Annotated in this window: 16 protein-coding genes; 9 read left to right on the top strand and 7 right to left on the bottom strand. The window is 49.1% G+C overall.

Annotated features, from left to right (window positions below):
• Positions 1-169 precede the first annotated feature (169 nt).
• On the bottom strand, positions 170-715 hold the full coding sequence (locus tag ACVA53_RS04765) for a lipocalin family protein (RefSeq protein WP_446504608.1): 546 nt from the start codon (positions 713-715) through the stop codon (positions 170-172).
• Between the two features lie 134 nt (positions 716-849).
• Between ACVA53_RS04765 and aroA the strand changes: the two genes are divergently transcribed.
• From aroA to ACVA53_RS04725, 8 genes are all read left to right on the top strand, one after another.
• The gene (aroA, locus tag ACVA53_RS04760; RefSeq protein WP_446504607.1) at positions 850-2,130 is read left to right on the top strand and encodes a 3-phosphoshikimate 1-carboxyvinyltransferase; all 1,281 of its coding nucleotides are present in this window, start codon (positions 850-852) and stop codon (positions 2,128-2,130) included.
• Positions 2,131-2,348: 218 nt separating this feature from the next.
• Positions 2,349-3,032, top strand: coding sequence for a (d)CMP kinase (gene cmk, locus ACVA53_RS04755; protein ID WP_446504606.1), 684 nt, complete (start codon positions 2,349-2,351; stop codon positions 3,030-3,032).
• 99 nt (positions 3,033-3,131) lie between these two features.
• Positions 3,132-4,802 carry a 30S ribosomal protein S1 gene (gene rpsA / locus ACVA53_RS04750; RefSeq protein ID WP_107349509.1) on the top strand — a complete coding sequence of 557 codons (1,671 nt, stop codon included), beginning with the start codon at positions 3,132-3,134 and terminating at the stop codon, positions 4,800-4,802.
• A 72-nt stretch (positions 4,803-4,874) separates the two neighbouring features.
• The gene (ihfB, locus tag ACVA53_RS04745; protein ID WP_107349510.1) at positions 4,875-5,165 is read left to right on the top strand and encodes an integration host factor subunit beta; all 291 of its coding nucleotides are present in this window, start codon (positions 4,875-4,877) and stop codon (positions 5,163-5,165) included.
• 197 nt (positions 5,166-5,362) lie between these two features.
• Positions 5,363-5,647 carry a LapA family protein gene (locus ACVA53_RS04740; protein ID WP_255041352.1) on the top strand — a complete coding sequence of 95 codons (285 nt, stop codon included), beginning with the start codon at positions 5,363-5,365 and terminating at the stop codon, positions 5,645-5,647.
• Between the two features lie 6 nt (positions 5,648-5,653).
• On the top strand, positions 5,654-6,823 hold the full coding sequence (lapB, locus tag ACVA53_RS04735) for a lipopolysaccharide assembly protein LapB (RefSeq protein WP_446504605.1): 1,170 nt from the start codon (positions 5,654-5,656) through the stop codon (positions 6,821-6,823).
• Positions 6,824-7,135: 312 nt separating this feature from the next.
• A complete protein-coding gene (gene pyrF / locus ACVA53_RS04730) occupies positions 7,136-7,831 on the top strand; it encodes an orotidine-5'-phosphate decarboxylase (protein ID WP_446504604.1) in 696 nt (231 codons plus the stop codon).
• A 142-nt stretch (positions 7,832-7,973) separates the two neighbouring features.
• Positions 7,974-9,239, top strand: a complete 1,266-nt coding sequence (locus ACVA53_RS04725; protein WP_446504603.1) for an MgtC/SapB family protein — start codon at positions 7,974-7,976, stop codon at positions 9,237-9,239.
• Positions 9,240-9,324: 85 nt separating this feature from the next.
• On the opposite strand, the gene ACVA53_RS04720 is transcribed toward ACVA53_RS04725, so the two are convergent.
• From ACVA53_RS04720 to pspF, 6 genes are all read right to left on the bottom strand, one after another.
• The gene (locus ACVA53_RS04720; protein ID WP_255041357.1) at positions 9,325-10,149 is read right to left on the bottom strand and encodes a peptide ABC transporter ATP-binding protein; all 825 of its coding nucleotides are present in this window, start codon (positions 10,147-10,149) and stop codon (positions 9,325-9,327) included.
• A complete protein-coding gene (locus ACVA53_RS04715; RefSeq protein ID WP_446504602.1) occupies positions 10,146-11,147 on the bottom strand; it encodes a peptide ABC transporter ATP-binding protein in 1,002 nt (333 codons plus the stop codon). The genes ACVA53_RS04720 and ACVA53_RS04715 overlap by 4 nt, the downstream gene beginning before the upstream one ends.
• A complete protein-coding gene (sapC, locus tag ACVA53_RS04710; protein WP_255041360.1) occupies positions 11,147-12,034 on the bottom strand; it encodes a putrescine export ABC transporter permease SapC in 888 nt (295 codons plus the stop codon). Before sapC ends, ACVA53_RS04715 begins: the two co-directional genes overlap by 1 nt.
• Positions 12,021-12,983 (bottom strand): ABC transporter permease, encoded by a 963-nt coding sequence (locus tag ACVA53_RS04705; RefSeq protein ID WP_255041361.1) that lies wholly within the window; start codon positions 12,981-12,983, stop codon positions 12,021-12,023. Before ACVA53_RS04705 ends, sapC begins: the two co-directional genes overlap by 14 nt.
• Position 12,984: 1 nt before the next feature.
• A complete protein-coding gene (sapA, locus tag ACVA53_RS04700) occupies positions 12,985-14,610 on the bottom strand; it encodes an ABC transporter substrate-binding protein SapA (protein WP_446504601.1) in 1,626 nt (541 codons plus the stop codon).
• Positions 14,611-14,737: 127 nt separating this feature from the next.
• Positions 14,738-15,772: a phage shock protein operon transcriptional activator gene (gene pspF / locus ACVA53_RS04695; protein WP_446504600.1), complete on the bottom strand. Its 1,035-nt coding sequence runs from the start codon at positions 15,770-15,772 to the stop codon at positions 14,738-14,740.
• 171 nt (positions 15,773-15,943) lie between these two features.
• Between pspF and pspA the strand changes: the two genes are divergently transcribed.
• The gene (gene pspA, locus ACVA53_RS04690; RefSeq protein WP_255041365.1) at positions 15,944-16,609 is read left to right on the top strand and encodes a phage shock protein PspA; all 666 of its coding nucleotides are present in this window, start codon (positions 15,944-15,946) and stop codon (positions 16,607-16,609) included.
• Positions 16,610-16,687: the final 78 nt, after the last annotated feature.

Here is a 16,687-nt window from a genome sequence, read left to right as displayed (position 1 = left end):
TATCCACGTTCAGTGCTCTATATTCCTAGCCGATATCCATTGAGATATAAGCGCTAGTGCTTAACCGAATGGCATTAGCTTTGATGAAGCGGCTTTTTCATAGGTACCTTATTTGATACCAGCCGACATAAATATTTGATCAACTACTTATCCAGATTGGTATGAGTTGCTACATTTTCTGCAACTGGTCAGGGTATAGCAGTTTGTCTGTTGCGAACCCCGCTTGCTCAGCGATGGCAACATAGCGGTCGATTCGTGCTTCATCCATGACTGGCTCTCTGGCGAGTAGCCACAGATAATCGGTGTTATAACCGCTGACGAGGGCGATCGAATAGTTTGGTTCGAGAAAAAAGACGACGTAACTGCTGTAGAAGGGGCCGAAGAAAGAGACCTTGAGGTGCGCTTTGTCGGTATCATCAACAAAGACAGCCCGGCCATCAGCTTGCTGCCATTGTTGTTCTTCTGTGTCATAGCCTCGGTTGATGACTTTTATTGAGCCGTCATCATTGAGAGTATAGACGGCACTGACATGACTTAGGCCACGCTCGAAGCTATGGTCGAGTCGGGCAATTTCGTACCAGGTGCCAAGGTACTTATCGACACTGAAGGGAGAGACAGGCTCGACCGATTGGGGCATGCCGGTACAGCCTGCAAGTAGAATAGATGATAATAACGCGAACGTTGCTCGGGTAATGGTAATGAGTTTTTTCTTCATGGTTCCTCCGTCCTTGGTGGCTTTAAATAGCATAGCAAAATGGCCGCTTAGAAACTCAATTCAGTACTAGCGAACTGAGGCATTATTGGTTAATCTGCAATGACTGCGACCAAACAGGATTAATGAAATAACAGATGGAAAGTTTAACGTTACAGCCGATCAGTAAAATTAATGGCACCGTAAATTTGCCTGGTTCCAAAAGCGTCTCGAACCGAGCTTTGCTATTGGCAGCGTTAGCAAGCGGTAAGACCCGACTGACTAACCTCCTTGATAGTGATGACATCCGTCATATGCTAACAGCCTTGACCAAGCTGGGAGTAAGCTATCAACTCTCTGACGACAAAACCGTATGTGAAGTCACGGGCCTAGGCGGCGTGTTCCAGCCAGCCGCGGCAATGGAATTATTTTTGGGTAACGCCGGTACTGCAATGCGCCCGTTGGCTGCGGCACTTTGTTTGGGGGATGGTGAATTTATCCTGACCGGTGAGCCACGGATGAAAGAGCGTCCAATTGGCCACTTGGTTGATGCTCTGCGTACCGCGGGTGCCGATATTACTTATTTGGAAAACGACAATTATCCACCACTCAAGATCAAAGGCACTGGCCTGAAAGGTGGTGAAGTAGAAATCGACGGCTCAATCTCGAGTCAGTTCCTAACGGCCTTTTTGATGTCTGCTCCGCTGGCATCGGCAGATACGGTGATCCGTATTAAAGGGGAACTGGTATCGAAACCCTATATTGATATTACTTTGCACATCATGGCCCAGTTCGGTGTTGAGGTGGAAAACCGCGATTACCAAGAATTTGTGGTGAAAGGCGGCCAGACCTATCAGGCACCGGGTGATTTCTTGGTGGAAGGCGATGCCTCTTCCGCATCATACTTTCTTGCCGCTGCGGCGATTAAAGGCGGTGAAGTCAAAGTAACAGGTATTGGTAAGAAGAGTATTCAGGGGGATGTTCAGTTTGCCGATGCACTGGCAGCGATGGGTGCTGACGTTGAGTGGGGTGATGACTATGTGATTGCCCGCCGCGGTGAACTAAAAGCGGTCGATTTGGACTTCAATCATATCCCCGATGCAGCAATGACTATCGCCACCGCGGCCTTGTTTGCAGAAGGTACGACGTCAATCCGAAACGTCTACAATTGGCGCGTGAAAGAAACGGACCGCTTGGCGGCGATGGCGACCGAACTGCGTAAAGTCGGAGCTGAGGTTCTCGAAGGTGAGGATTTTATTACCATTACCCCGCCAGCACAGCTTACTCATGCTGCGATCGATACCTATGACGATCATCGTATGGCGATGTGTTTCTCGCTGGTGGCGCTAAGTGATACACCGGTGACCATTAATGACCCGAAGTGTACCTCCAAAACCTTCCCGGATTACTTCGAAAAATTGGCTGCGTTAAGCAACTAGTTACGGTGTCTGTCTATCTATAAAGAAAACCCGCTTGCTGGCGGGTTTTTTCTTTTTCCCAAAGGGGATTTGGCTTTAAGTCTGATTACTGATTGGTATCACAACTTTTTTCTCGTATAATATGCCCCCGTTTGAGAGTGGTAATAAGTATCGGTATGTCCTTGATGGCGTGGCGATGGGTATTACTGCTTTGGTTTAAACAAGTTTGGAGATTACCTATGTCTACTCACGCACCAGTGATCACTGTCGATGGACCAAGCGGAGCCGGTAAAGGCACGCTGTGTATGCTATTGGCAGAAAAACTGGGCTGGAAGCTATTGGACTCTGGCGCTATTTACCGTGTGCTGGCCCTTGCGGCGTTGCACCATGGTGTTGACCTTGAGTCTGAAGACGCACTTGTCCCTTTGGCTGCCCACTTGGATGTGCAGTTCGTGGCCGAAGGCGAGTTGGTAAAGGTGATCCTTGAAGGGGAAGATGTGTCGGGTGAGCTTCGTAAAGAAGAAACCGGTATGGCAGCCTCTAAGGTGGCAGCGCTGCCACGTGTTCGTGAAGCGTTGCTTCGTCGCCAGCGAGCCTTCAGTGAGGCTCCGGGTTTGGTCGCAGATGGTCGCGATATGGGCACCGTTGTTTTTCCTCAGGCAGAAGTCAAGTTCTTTCTTGATGCCAGTGCTGAAGAACGTGCGAGTCGTCGCATGAAGCAGTTGCAACAGAAAGGGTTAGATGTTAACTTTGACCACCTTTTGAAAGAAATTCAGGTACGTGACGATCGAGATCGCAACCGTGCGGTCGCACCGTTACGTCCCGCGGCTGATGCTTTGGTGCTAGACTCTACAGAGATGTCTATTGACCAAGTCATTGAACTGGCATTGGCCCATATTGAAACGAAATTATCAGCCGAATAATTCGGCAGATGGAGTCGGTGTCACGGATGATAACTGACATTACTACCAACCCCATGCGGTAGGATACCCATGGTTGTTAATCACATTGAAGATTAAATAATGACTGAATCTTTTGCTCTACTTTTTGAAGAGTCTCTAAACGAACTAGAAACACGTCCAGGCGCGATCGTTAAAGGTACTGTTGTAGCTATCGAAAACGGTTACGTACTAGTTGACGCAGGCCTTAAGTCTGAGTCTTCTATCCCAGCTGAAGAATTCAAGAACGCTGCTGGCGAACTTGAAATCGAAGTTGGCGCTGAAGTTGACGTTGCACTAGATGCAGTAGAAGACGGCTTCGGTGAGACTAAGCTATCTCGTGAGAAAGCTAAGCGCCACGAAGCTTGGATCGTTCTTGAGAAAGCTTACGAAGACGCTGAAACTGTTGTTGGTATCATCAACGGTAAAGTTAAAGGCGGCTTCACAGTTGAACTTAACGGCATCCGTGCGTTCCTACCAGGTTCTCTAGTAGACGTGCGTCCAGTTCGTGACACTGCTCACCTAGAAAACAAAGAGCTAGAGTTCAAAGTAATCAAGCTAGACCAGAAGCGTAACAACGTAGTTGTTTCTCGTCGCGCAGTTATCGAATCTGAAAACAGCGTTGAGCGTGATGAGCTTCTTGCTTCTCTACAAGAAGGCATGGAAGTTAAAGGTATCGTTAAGAACCTTACTGACTACGGTGCATTCGTTGACCTTGGCGGTGTTGATGGTCTTCTACACATCACTGACATGGCTTGGAAGCGCGTTAAGCACCCATCTGAAATCGTTAATGTTGGCGACGAGATCAACGTTAAAGTTCTTAAGTTCGATCGTGAGCGTACTCGCGTATCACTAGGTCTTAAGCAGCTAGGCGAAGATCCATGGGTAGCTATCGCTAAGCGTTACCCAGAAGGCACTAAGCTTTCTGGCCGCGTAACTAACCTAACTGACTACGGCTGCTTCGTTGAAATCGAAGAAGGCGTTGAAGGTCTTGTACACGTTTCTGAGATGGATTGGACTAACAAGAACATCCACCCATCTAAAGTTGTTAACGTGGGCGACGAAGTTGAAGTTATGGTTCTTGATATCGACGAAGAACGTCGTCGTATCAGCCTAGGTCTTAAGCAGTGTAAAGCTAACCCATGGCAGTCATTCGCAGAAATGCAAGCTAAGGGCGATCGCGTAACTGGTAAGATCAAGTCTATCACTGACTTCGGTATCTTCATCGGTCTTGAAGGCGGCATCGACGGTCTAGTTCACCTATCTGACATTTCTTGGAATGTTGCTGGTGAAGACGCAGTTCGCGACTTCAAGAAAGGCGACGAGATCTCTGCTGTAGTTCTAGCGGTTGACGCTGAGCGTGAGCGTATCTCTCTAGGTGTTAAGCAGATCGAAGAAGACCCGTTCAACGGCTACGTTGCTGTTAACAAGAAAGGCGCACTAGTAACTGGTACAGTTACTGCAGTTGATGCTAAAGGCGCAACTGTTGAGCTAATCGAAGGTGTTGAAGGTTACCTACGTGCTTCTGAAGCATCTGTTGACCGTGTTGAAGACGCAACTCTAGTTCTTTCTGTTGGCGATTCTGTTGAAGCTAAATTCACAGGCGTTGACCGTAAGAACCGCGTAATCAACCTATCTGTACGCGCTAAAGACGTTGCTGAAGAGCAAGAAGCTATGGCTAACCTGAACAAGCAAGATGATGCTTCTTTCGGTAGCGCAATGGCTGACGCTTTCAAAGCGGCTAAAGGCGAATAATTGAGCGAGGGGGGATCACTTTTCCTCCCAAGCGGTTATACTATTGAGAAACATACTAAAAACGGAGTGTTTATGACAAAGTCTGAATTAATTGAAAGACTATGTAGTCAACAAACACATCTTTCTGCCAAACAGGTAGAAGATGCAATTAAGGAAATCCTTGAGCATATGGCTACGACACTTGCCGAGGGTGACCGGATCGAAATCCGTGGCTTTGGTAGCTTCTCGTTGCATTACCGTGCTCCACGTGTAGGTCGAAACCCGAAAACAGGTGACAAAGTTGAGTTGGACGGCAAGTACGTTCCTCACTTCAAGCCTGGTAAGGAATTACGCGACCGTGTTAACTTGTCAATTGCTAGTTAACCGCGTTTAGAACAAAAAAACGGCATGCTGTTAAGTATGCCGTTTTTTTATGCGTATTGATCATGGTCTGATGAGGTAAAATCTTGCATAATCAGGCCATACCCTTCTGTGTTTATACCAGATGTTTTTCTGTTTTGGGGCATTGCCTTTACCAGATAGGTATCATCTCCATTTCGTTCAAGTGAGAAGGATTCACGATGAAGATACTGACTGTACTCTTACTGGCTGCATGTTTCTTGGTTACCCTTGCACTGGGTGCCCAAAACCAGCAGTTGGTTAACTTTGACTTTCTGTTAGCCCAGGGAGAATTCCAGCTTTCTACTTTGCTGGGTATCGCCTTCGGTTCCGGGTTTGTGATCGGCTGGCTGATTTGTGGCTTGTTATACCTCAAGACCCGTTTCACCAAAAACCGCTTGAGCAAGAAAGTACAAAAGCAGAAACAAGAATTGGATCAGCTGCGAGCCGAACCAGTTAAGGAATAACATTTAATGCTAGAACTGTTGTTCCTGCTATTGCCTATCGCAGCCGCTTACGGCTGGTATATGGGTAACAGGAGCGCTAGTAATAAGCAACAAGAGCAGTCTCATCACATGTCACGTCAGTACGTGACAGGTTTGAACTTGCTGTTATCGGATCAGTCCGATAAAGCAGTCGATGTGTTTATTGAGCTGCTCCAGGTTGATAGCGAAACTATTGATACACACCTGGCTTTGGGAAATCTGTTCCGAAGCCGGGGAGAAGTTGATCGTGCGATTCGCATTCACCAGAATTTAATTGCCCGCCCAAACCTCACCATCGACCAGCGTAACCTCGCTTTGCAGCAATTAGCGCAGGACTACATGGCTGCAGGCTTTTTTGATCGCGCCGAAAAAATCTTTGAGCAGCTGCTAGACGAACCTGATCATCGCAAAGGAGCCTTGCAGCAACTTCTGACCATCTACCAGCAGACCCGTGAATGGGAAAAGGCAATCAATATTGCTACCCACCTGGTCAAAATGGGTAAGAGTAAGCTCAAGCACGATATTGCTCATTACTGGTGTGAAATGGCGATGCTTGAAATGAGTGCGCAGAATCCAGATAAAGCCAAGCAGCTGCTCAAGAAGTCTTTATCGGCTGATAAAACCTGTGTCAGGGCCAGTATCATGCTGGCGAAAATTTTTATAGCCGAAGAAGAGTTCAAAACGGCCGCTAAACAGCTTGAGCGTGTTGCTGAGCAGGATCTCGAATTTATCGGTGAGGCGTTGCCACTTCTGTTGCAGTGCTACGAAGCGATGGATAATGAATCTGGTTGGCTTAAGTATCTGCGTTACTGTGTTGAGCAAAAAGCCGGCTCAACAGCTGAGTTAATGCTGGCTGATGAGATTGCCAAGCGGGAAGGCCCAACCATGGCCCAGACCTTTATGACCCGTCAGTTGCAGAAGAACCCGACCATGAAGGGCTTTTACCAGTTGATGGATTATCATTTGGACGAGGCTGAGGACGGCAGAGCAAAAGACAGTTTGACCACACTGCGTGGCTTGGTGGGAGAGCAGCTTAAAATTAAGCCCCATTACCGTTGCCGCCAATGTGGCTTTGCTACCCACTCCTTGTACTGGCAGTGTCCATCCTGTAAAGGGTGGGGAGCAATAAAACCGATCCGAGGATTGGATGGCGAATAACCCCTAGCAATAGATGCTAAAACCATTATAAAAAGCCTACTTGAAGCTCAAGTAGGCTTTTTTGTAATTAAAGGGGGCCTAATTTGGCCAAATATCGCAAGTTAACATTTTTCATGCTATTTCCCGCAGCAAAAAGTGCACCGAAAAGTTAACTGGCTCGAATAAACGATTGGCTAAATAGATTGAGTGCACTTTTTGGCTGTTTGGTGTTGATTATCAATTAATGCTCGATAAAAAACTATTTTGCTGTACAATCCTGAGCGCGCTCAGCAAGCTGAGCTAGTTTGACCTTATGACTAAGCAGGAGATGCCATGTTAGATCCAAAAATAATTGTCGCTCTCGACTACCCAAACCAAGACGAGGCGTTAGCCTTTGTTGACCGGATTGAACCGGGAAGTTGCCGATTGAAAGTTGGCAAAGAGATGTTTACTTTTTTTGGCCCTGACTTTGTGCGTAAACTGCATGAGCGGGGCCATTCTGTATTTCTAGATTTGAAATTCCACGACATTCCTAACACCTGTTCACGCGCTGTGGCTGCTGCGGCCGATTTAGGTGTGTGGATGGTTAATGTCCATGCCAGCGGTGGCGAGCGTATGATGACGGCTTCACGCGAAATTCTTGAACCGTTCGGCAAAGATCGCCCGCTGCTTATCGGTGTGACGGTACTGACCAGTATGGAAGCCTCAGATCTGCAAGGTATCGGCATTACAGCTGAGCCAAAAGATCATGTTTTGAATCTTGCTCGTCTGACGAAGAACAGCGGCCTTGACGGTGTAGTGTGCTCTGCCCATGAATCAACTATGCTGAAAACGGAACTGGGAAGCGAGTTTAAGTTGGTTACCCCGGGTATCCGCCCTGCAGGTAGCGCAGCAGGCGATCAGCGCCGTGTCATGACCCCAGTTGAAGCGGTGCAGGCTGGCTCTGACTACTTGGTTATCGGTCGACCAATTACCAAAGCGGCTGATCCAGCAGCGGTTCTAGCTGAAATCAACAAAACACTTGCTTAACTGACAGCTGCTTATTTTGTAAAGACAGGTCCTCATGAGGGCCTGTTTTTTTATATGTCAATATAAAATTCGTGATAGAGCAGACAGTTGCTCGTCGTTGCTCATCCTAAACTAGATTAAGGAAATCTAGTTTAGGTGGTCTATGGACTCGGATTTAGCGTTAACGTCCCCTTATATTCGGTTGGCTATTGCCTTGCTGCTTGGTGCTATCATTGGTATCCAGCGTGGATGGGTCGATCGTAATGAAGCGGCAGGGAGCCGAATTGCCGGGATCCGTACCTATTCGCTAGTGGGTCTGCTCGGTGGTATTTGCGGGCTGCTGGCTGAGCATTTCTCTGAACTATTTCTCGGCTTGTCGTTTGTTGCACTGACCATTGTCTTGTCCGTCGCTTATTCCCAGCGTCTAAAATGGAAAACTAACCTCAGTATCACTGGTTTGGTGGGGGCGTTAATTACCTTTCTGCTCGGGGTACTGGCGATTGTTGGTGACCCTACTTTGGCTGTCTCTGCTGCGGTGATCACCGCGATCATTCTTGATAACAAACAAGAGCTGCACGCAGCCCTGCAGCGTTTGCAGGAGTATGAGCTGGATGCCGCCCTCCGTTTGTTGCTTATCTCTGTTGTATTGCTGCCGTTACTGCCCAATGAACCGATGGGACCGTGGGGAGCCATCAATCCCTACGAAATTTGGTGGATGGTGGTATTGATCGCCGGTATTTCCTTTGTCGGTTACTTTGCAATGAAAATCGGCGGGACACAAAAAGGTATTTTGCTGACCTGCCTGTTTGCCGGGCTCAGTTCGTCGACCGCGCTGACATTACAGTTTTCCCACTTGTCGAAGCAGCAGCCTCAACTTAATGGCTTGCTAGGCAGTGGGATCTTGCTCAGCTGTGGGACCATGTTTCCTCGTATTCTCTTTGTATGCTCAGTGGTAAACCGGCAGCTGGTCGAGTTGCTGTGGATACCTATGTTGTTGATGATGCTTGGCTTCTACTTGCCGGCGTGGTGGATATGGCAGCGGAACAAAGTCGATAACCAGACCAACCCCGAGATGAAGCAAAACCCGCTGGCGCTGACGTCAGCACTGGGCTTTGGGCTTATATTGCTACTGATTATCTTGCTGGCTAGCGGGTTGCAGGAGTGGTTTGGTAATACCGGGACTTTGTTGCTGGCGGCTATTTCAGGGATCACTGATGTCGATGCTATCACTCTGGCGTTGGGCCGGCAGAGTGCCGGTGGCCAGATGTTAGCAACAGCATCGATGGGGATTTTTATCGCAGCTGCTGTGAACAGCTTGGTAAAAATGGGGATGGCGTGGTTTGTCGGCGAGCCTGGATTACGAAAATATGTTGCTTTGCCTGTGATCAGTGCAGTGATGCTTGGTGGCTTGGCGGTGATGTTGGCTTAGCCAATATCAGATCGAGTAGAGATAAAAACGGGCGAGAGGCCCGTTTCTGATCGCCCAGTGCAGTGCCCCGTTTGATAGCACAGTATTAGCATTCTATTTTCGGTGTTGACCGGCTAATACGGTTGCTCCTGTCATGGGATGGGGCGGAAAAGTGACTGTCGAGCAGCTTTTGGGTCAGTGCGTGTTGCGGGTTGTCGAACACCTCATTGGTTTTGCCTTCCTCAACAATCATACCGTGTTGCATCACGATAACCCTATCTGAGAAATGCTTGATCACCCCCATATGCTGCGACACATAAATGTATGACAGTCCCATTTCTTCCTGAAGCTCAAGCAGCAGGTTGATGATCTGAGAGCGCATCGACATATCGAGGCCGTTAAGTGCTTCATCCGCCACTATAATACAAGGCTGCAGAATCAAGGCTCGTGCCAGTGATACGCGCTGCTTTTGGCCTGTCGCCAGCATTTGCGGGTAAAAATAAGCATGTTCAGGCAGCAAACCCACACGCTTTAGGGTTTCCATGATCCGGCGCTCACGGGCTTGCGGTGTCATGTTGGTATTTCGTTTCAGCGGCCCTTCGAGGATTTTACCGATCTGGATCCGCGGATTGAGCGATGTGTTGGGATCTTGGAAGATCATCCTGATCAGCTTGCAGCGGGTCTGATAATCTCGGTGCGTTAGCGGCTCGCCATTCACCCGGATCACTCCCTCGGTAGGCTCGACCACCCCAGAGAGCATACGCGCTAAGGTGGACTTACCTGAGCCGTTTTCTCCCATAAAAGCGATGGTTTCCCCGGCTTCCAAGCTAAACGAGACCGGTTTTACTGCTTCTATGGTGCGGCGGCGAAACAAGCCTGAGCGGTAATGGTAGTCTTTTTTGAGATTCTCGACTTCAAGTAACGCACTCATTTGGTATTTCTCTCCATGTTCAGCGGAAAATGACAGCTGAACTTGTGGTTTTTGATCTTCCTGCGTTTTGGCACTTCAACACACTTACGTTGTGCATGCGGGCAGCGGGGCCCAAGTCGGCAACCAATAGGAAGGTGCTGAAGCGGAGGAATCGATCCCGGTAGGGTTTCCAGCTTACTTTTATGGGCCAGCTTATCGAGGTTGAAATCCGGCATGGCCCGCAGCAAAGCTTCGGTATAGGGATGATGCGGCGATTCCAATAGTTGTTGTCGATTGGCGGATTCGACAGATTGACCACAGTACATAACAGTGATCCGGTCTGCCCATTGGGTCACGGTGGTCAGATCATGGCTGACCAGTAAGATGGTGGTATTACCCAGCTGATTCATTCGGCTTAATAAGCGGAAAATTTGTGCTTGGGTGATCGGATCCAGATCATTGGTTGGTTCATCGGCGATCAGCAAGCGTGGACGGTTGGCGATAGCCATGGCAATCATTACCTTTTGGCATTCCCCATCGGTCAGCTCGTAAGGGTAACTCCGCATCACTCGACGATGATCTTTGATCCCGACTTTGTGCAGCAGGGCGATAGCCTGTTTCTGACGCCAGTAGAACCGCTGCCAGAAATAGCCATCGAATGACGCAGAGGGAATCGCTTCTTCCAACTGCGCACCGACTTTCTCAGACGGATCAAGGCATGAGGACGGCTCTTGGAATATCATCGCGATTTCCCGGCCGACAACGCGACGACGCTCGCGCGCAGATAGGGCCAGCAAGTCAACATCACCGAGGCGTAGGCGGTCGGCACTGACCCGCCAGTTGCTCTTGGCCACACCCGCGATGGCTTTGGCAACCAAGCTTTTACCCGAGCCAGATTCGCCTACTAAGCCACGGATCTCGCCTTCATTGATGGTTAGGCTCATCCGTTCAACGGCTTTGACCATGCCTTGCGGCGTATCGATCTCAATGGTCAGGTTACGAATATCTAAGAGTGGCATCAGTCAATCCCCGCATTGATGGCTTGGCGGAGTCCTTCTCCTACTAAGTTTACAACCAAAACACTGAATGTAATGGCCAGTCCTGGCAAGGTAACCGTCCATGGAGCAAGATAGATCAGCTCGATGGAGTCACCCAGCATTGCACCCCATTCCGGCATCGGTGCCTGAGCGCCAAGGCCAAGAAAACCCAGTGCAGCTATATCTAGAATTGCAATCGAAATTGCCCGGGTGAACTCATTGGTCAGCACGGTCAGGATATTGGGCAAAATAGAGTTGTACAGCAGGTAGAAGTTGTTGGCACCATCAAGGCGTGCCGCCATGATGTAGTCTTTTTCTACCTCGTTGTGTACTGCTGTATACACGGCACGGATAAAGCGTGGGATGAGTGCCAGCCAAATAGCCAGCAGGATATTGATCTCGCCCGGGCCCATGTATGCGACAACGATGATTGCCAGCAGCAGAGAAGGGATAGACAGCACGGTATCAAGAACGTGGTTGAGGAAGCTTGATTTTAAGCCTCGGGTCATACCGGCCAATACGCCGATCAATATCCCAATCGTCGCGGAGCAAATAGCCACCAGCACGGCGTAGCCAAAAGTTAAACGAGAACCGAGCAGTAAGCGGCTCAGCATATCGCGGCCAAGATCGTCGGTACCGAAGAAGTACTCGACTTTACCTGTGGTATCCCATGACGGTGGCATGAGCAGCTCACCGACCTGACTGAAGGCATCGTAGGGCGTGAGCCAAGATGCCAGCAATGTAATGACACTGAGGAGAGCCAAGCACCATAGACCAAACATCGCCAAGGAGTTGTTTTTGAAATTTTGCCAAGCCCGCTCACGCTGGGTTGGGATCTTAGTCTCCTGATAGATGTTATTTGATAGCATACCATTCCTTCCGTACGAGAGGATTGACAAGGGCGCCGGTCAAGTCAGACAGGATATTGGCAATCAGGATAAAGGTACCCACGGTGATCACACCGGCTTGAATGGCGACATAGTTCTGAGTTGAAATGGCATCAAGTAACCAGCGGCCGATCCCCGGCCAGTTGAAGATGGATTCGGTTAGCATTGCAAAGGTCATCATGGTCGAAAATTGCATACCCAGTTTCGGGATGATCGGTGGAATGGCATTTCTCAGCACATGCCGGATAATGATTTCAAACATCGACAGGCCCTTGGTCTGGGCAACTTTGATAAAGTTCTGATCCATGACATCTGACACCGATGCACGGGTTAGCCTGATCACCTCGGTGGTCGGTGCCATTGCTAACACCACAGTGGGCAGTACAAGGTGTCTGATGGTATCCATCAGGGCTTCAGCACGGTAAGGCTTGTCAGATAGCATCACATCGATTAGGGCAACACCGGTGACATGGTCAATCTCGTACAGCAAACTGTAGCGGCCAGAGACGGGGAGCCAGCCTAATTTCAAAGAAAACAGCATAATAAGCAACATCGCCAACCAAAATAGTGGAATTGAGTAACCCACAAGAGTGATGGATGAGATGGTGGTGTCTATGAATTTTCCGCGCTTGACTCCTGCAAGGGTACCCACAGGGATACCAATGATCAGTGAAAGCACAAAAGCAAAGAAACTCAGTTCTAGTGTGGCAGGGAAAACCGCCATCACTTCGTTGACGATTGGCTCGCCTTGGAGGTTCATGCCTAAGTGGCCGGCCATTAGGTTCTCGAGGTATATCACCCAACCAGACCAGAATGACCCGGTGCTCCACAGTGGCGCATTGTCTAGCCGCAAAATGCTGTAGCCGATCAAGGTTAGGATCAGCAGGGTGATCAGAAAGAGGTTTAGCCTACGAATGGTATAGATAAACATATTAGATCTCGCTCCGGAAGACTGTCGAGAAGGAGCGGGTGCCAAACGGACTCATCTGCAAGCCTTCCAGGGACTTGTGGTGAACTTGGAAATGGACGCCATGGGCCAATGGGACAATCGGTACCTCGGTATCCAAGATATCTTGGGCAAGGTGATAATAATTAAGCCGCTGGTTCAGTTTAGGGGTTCTGGATGCCAGCTCGAGTAGATTATCAAAGCTGAGGTTACACCAGTTGGCCACGTTCAGGCCGGCTTTTTTGGCATCGCAAGATAGCAGCGGACGCAGAAAATTATCCGGATCGCCGTTATCGGCAACCCAGCCCGTTAAGATCAAATCACTGTTGTACTTATCAATCGCACTAAAGCGGTTGACGGTATCTTGGGTGATGATGTCTACCTTGATCCCGACAGCATTGAGATCCGCTTGGATTAATTCTGCCGTTTTGCGAGGACTTGGATTATACGGGCGTGGCTCAAGCGGCACCCATAAAGTCAGTGCTAAGTTTTTGTCGTAACCGGCTTCTTTAAGTAGGTCAAGTGCTTTTGCTGGGTCATAATCCAGCGCCTGGCTACCATGGTTGTAAGCCCAAGACATTGGCGGCAAGAGGCTACGGGCCTTGGTGCCTGTACCGTAGTAGACTGAATTGAGCAGATTTTCACGGTTGATGGCATGGTTGATGGCTTTACGAACCCGAATATCACTCAGCTCTGGCTGGTTGCTATCCAAGGCCAGAAACGCCACGTTCATACCTGTTTGGGCATCAAGGCTAAAATTATCGTCAGCACTGATAACGGGCAGTTGGCTAGCAACGGGTGATGACAGTACGTCACATTCGTTGCTCAGCAGTTTGGCCAGTGTGCCTGTACCACGGCTGGCAATGTCGAACACCACTTGCTCCATAGCCGCTTTACCCTGCCAGTAGTTTTCGTGGCGGTTAAGCCTAACAAAATCATTGGCTTGGTAGCTATCGAGGAAAAACGGCCCGGTACCAACGGGTAAGGAGTCCAGTTGGTCGGGCTTGCCTGCGCGAAGCGTTTGCTGGGCATATTCCTGCGAGTGGATCACCGCATAGGTCGTTGCCAAATTGGACAAAAAAGCGTTATCAGGCCGGCTTAGGGTAAACCTTACTGTGAGAGGGGCAACAACCTCAATATCTTCAATCAGGTTGGCAAACCCCTGGCTGTCGAACCAAGGGTAGCGACCGCCGGAGATCGCATGGAAAGGGTGATCCGGTTGAATGACTCGCTTAAAGCTAAACACCACATCCTGAGCGTTGAACTGGCGTGTAGGTTTGAACCAATCAGTGGTTTGAAACTCAACACCTTGTCTTAAGTTAAAGGTATAGACTAAGCCATCATCACTGCTACTCCAGCCATCGGCGAGCGATGGAAGAGGCTGGTGACTAACAGGATCGAGGAGTAACAAACGGTCGAAAAGTTGCGCAGCCAAGGTATCAGCCGTCAATCCACCATCGATTAGCTGTGGATTAAAGGTTGTTGGCTTATCTTGTCCGCAATAGACGAAACCACGGCTGCGAATATTGCTATCCTGCTGCGGGTCATCACTACAGCCAATCAGGCCGGCAAGGCTGACGCACACAAGCAAAAGACGAGTATAGGCGCTCATAGGATAAGAAATTTTTTGGAAACAAGATTATAAATTTACCATTAACCCAGTCTGTCACCAAGTCACCTCATTAAAATACCTGTTATTTCTAGGTTCTTTATGGCCAGAAAGTGTACAGATCATTGCTTTAGTCATTTCCGACCAACTGGTACTTGCGCAGCAGTCCCCTCAGTTGATGGTAGCTCAAGCTGAGTAAGTCAGCGGCTTTACGCTGATTATACTGTGCTTGCTCGAGAGCCTGTTGAAGAATGGCAACCTCCTGATCTTGTTGCCACTGGCGAAAATCAATGGGGAGTTCCCACATGCCGTTGCTGGTCGCTAGCTTTTCAGTGGAAGAGCTGGGTTCGGTATGGTTTTTATTGCTGCTCTCATTGTCTTTCTCTTGTTGCCAAGGTGGCGTGAACGGGTCAAAAATAATGGTATCGACCGGCTCATTCTCGAGGCTATGGCGAAAGACGGAGCGTTCAGTCACATTTTTAAGTTCACGGATGTTGCCGGGCCAGGGGTAGGTTTGCAGTTGCTGCTGGGCTTGCTGACTGAACCCGGCGAAAAAGCTGAAGTTGAGCTCGCGGCACATTTTCACGGCGTAGTATTCGGCAAGGGGTAAAATATCTTCTTGTCGTTCGCGCAATGGCGGTAAGTGAATGATGTCGAAGGCAAGGCGGTCGAGCAAATCGGAACGGAACTTACCCTCTGCGGCCAGTTGCGGCAGGTTTTCATTGGTAGCGCAGATCAACCGGACATTGGCCTGGCAAGTTTTGCTGCCCCCCACTCGTTCATATTCGCCGTATTCAATCACCCTGAGCAGTTTTTCTTGTACTCCCATCGGTGCTGTTGCTAGCTCGTCGAGGAACAAGGACCCGTTCTCGGCGCGTTCGAACCGCCCCTGGTGTCGGCCTTTAGCGCCGGTAAATGAGCCGGCCTCGTGGCCGAACAGCTCGGAGTCAATTACGCCTTCACTCAGCGCGGCGCAGTTAAGCGAGACGAGGGGCTGGTCCCACCGGCGCGACAGATAATGCAGGCGTTGAGCGATGAGCTCCTTACCGGTTCCTCGTTCGCCGATGATCAGAATAGGGCGATCAAGCGGTGCAAGGCGTGACGTTTGATCCAGTACCGTGAGGAACGCCTCGGATTCGCCGATGAGGTTATCTGTCTTTCGCATGGTAAATCTCACTAATAGTTAGCGTAATTACTTATACCTTAGCAGGGCGACTGTTGAGGTGCAAAGCTAAGTATATGATATATAAAAGACATAAAGTTGGCATGTTTGTTGTAATAGTCAACATAGTTACTGTTTTGGAACAGAACGCAAATATATTTAGGAGATGTAATTATGGGTATTTTTTCTCGTTTTGCCGATATTGTGAATGCCAACGTCAACTCACTGTTGGATAAGGCTGAAGATCCGCAGAAAATGATCCGTCTTATCATTCAGGAAATGGAAGATACGCTGGTTGAAGTGCGTACCTCTTCTGCGCGTGCATTGGCTGACAAGAAAGAACTTCAGCGCCGTATTCAGGCGATTGAGGCTCAAAGCCGTGACTGGCAAGATAAAGCTAGCCTGGCCATTCAGAAAGGCCGTGAAGATCTCGCTCGTGCTGCACTGATTGAAAAGCAGAAGCTTAACGATGTCGCGCTGACATTAAATGAAGAGTACAAACTGGTGGAAGCGACCATCGAGAAGCTAGCAACGGAAGTGGCTGAGTTAGAGCGTAAGCTGCAAGAGACCCGCGCCCGCCAGCAGGCGTTAGTGATGCGTCATAAAGCGGCCGATACTCGTCGTGATGTGCGCCGTCAATTGGATACCGGTAAGGTTGATGAAGCGTTGTCGAAATTCGAGCAGTACGAACGCCGTATCGATGAGATGGAAGCAGAAGCTGACAGTTACAGCATTGGACGCGGCAAGAACTTGAATGATGAGTTTGCTGATCTGCAGGCGCAAGATGAAATCGAAAAAGAGCTTGAGCGCATGAAAGCCAACCTCAAGGACAAAGAGTAATTCACCTTAACAGAAATTGGTTGTTATGATGGCAGTGGCTATTATGACAATCTAATGAATTGAATCTGCGCGGATAAA

The organism is Photobacterium sp. DNB23_23_1 (assembly GCF_052873815.1).
Note: the sequence above shows the minus strand (reverse complement) of the source record. Positions and strands in the feature narration are given on the sequence as shown.

Excerpts from the sequence above, each read along its gene's own strand:
- ACVA53_RS04765 (WP_446504608.1), bottom strand. The coding sequence starts at position 715 with ATGAAGAAAAAACTCATTACCATTACCCGAGCAACGTTCGCGTTATTA.
- aroA (WP_446504607.1), top strand. The coding sequence starts at position 850 with ATGGAAAGTTTAACGTTACAGCCGATCAGTAAAATTAATGGCACCGTA.
- cmk (WP_446504606.1), top strand. The coding sequence starts at position 2,349 with ATGTCTACTCACGCACCAGTGATCACTGTCGATGGACCAAGCGGAGCC.
- rpsA (WP_107349509.1), top strand. The coding sequence starts at position 3,132 with ATGACTGAATCTTTTGCTCTACTTTTTGAAGAGTCTCTAAACGAACTA.
- ihfB (WP_107349510.1), top strand. The coding sequence starts at position 4,875 with ATGACAAAGTCTGAATTAATTGAAAGACTATGTAGTCAACAAACACAT.
- ACVA53_RS04740 (WP_255041352.1), top strand. The coding sequence starts at position 5,363 with ATGAAGATACTGACTGTACTCTTACTGGCTGCATGTTTCTTGGTTACC.
- lapB (WP_446504605.1), top strand. The coding sequence starts at position 5,654 with ATGCTAGAACTGTTGTTCCTGCTATTGCCTATCGCAGCCGCTTACGGC.
- pyrF (WP_446504604.1), top strand. The coding sequence starts at position 7,136 with ATGTTAGATCCAAAAATAATTGTCGCTCTCGACTACCCAAACCAAGAC.
- ACVA53_RS04725 (WP_446504603.1), top strand. The coding sequence starts at position 7,974 with ATGGACTCGGATTTAGCGTTAACGTCCCCTTATATTCGGTTGGCTATT.
- ACVA53_RS04720 (WP_255041357.1), bottom strand. The coding sequence starts at position 10,149 with ATGAGTGCGTTACTTGAAGTCGAGAATCTCAAAAAAGACTACCATTAC.
- ACVA53_RS04715 (WP_446504602.1), bottom strand. The coding sequence starts at position 11,147 with ATGCCACTCTTAGATATTCGTAACCTGACCATTGAGATCGATACGCCG.
- sapC (WP_255041360.1), bottom strand. The coding sequence starts at position 12,034 with ATGCTATCAAATAACATCTATCAGGAGACTAAGATCCCAACCCAGCGT.
- ACVA53_RS04705 (WP_255041361.1), bottom strand. The coding sequence starts at position 12,983 with ATGTTTATCTATACCATTCGTAGGCTAAACCTCTTTCTGATCACCCTG.
- sapA (WP_446504601.1), bottom strand. The coding sequence starts at position 14,610 with ATGAGCGCCTATACTCGTCTTTTGCTTGTGTGCGTCAGCCTTGCCGGC.
- pspF (WP_446504600.1), bottom strand. The coding sequence starts at position 15,772 with ATGCGAAAGACAGATAACCTCATCGGCGAATCCGAGGCGTTCCTCACG.
- pspA (WP_255041365.1), top strand. The coding sequence starts at position 15,944 with ATGGGTATTTTTTCTCGTTTTGCCGATATTGTGAATGCCAACGTCAAC.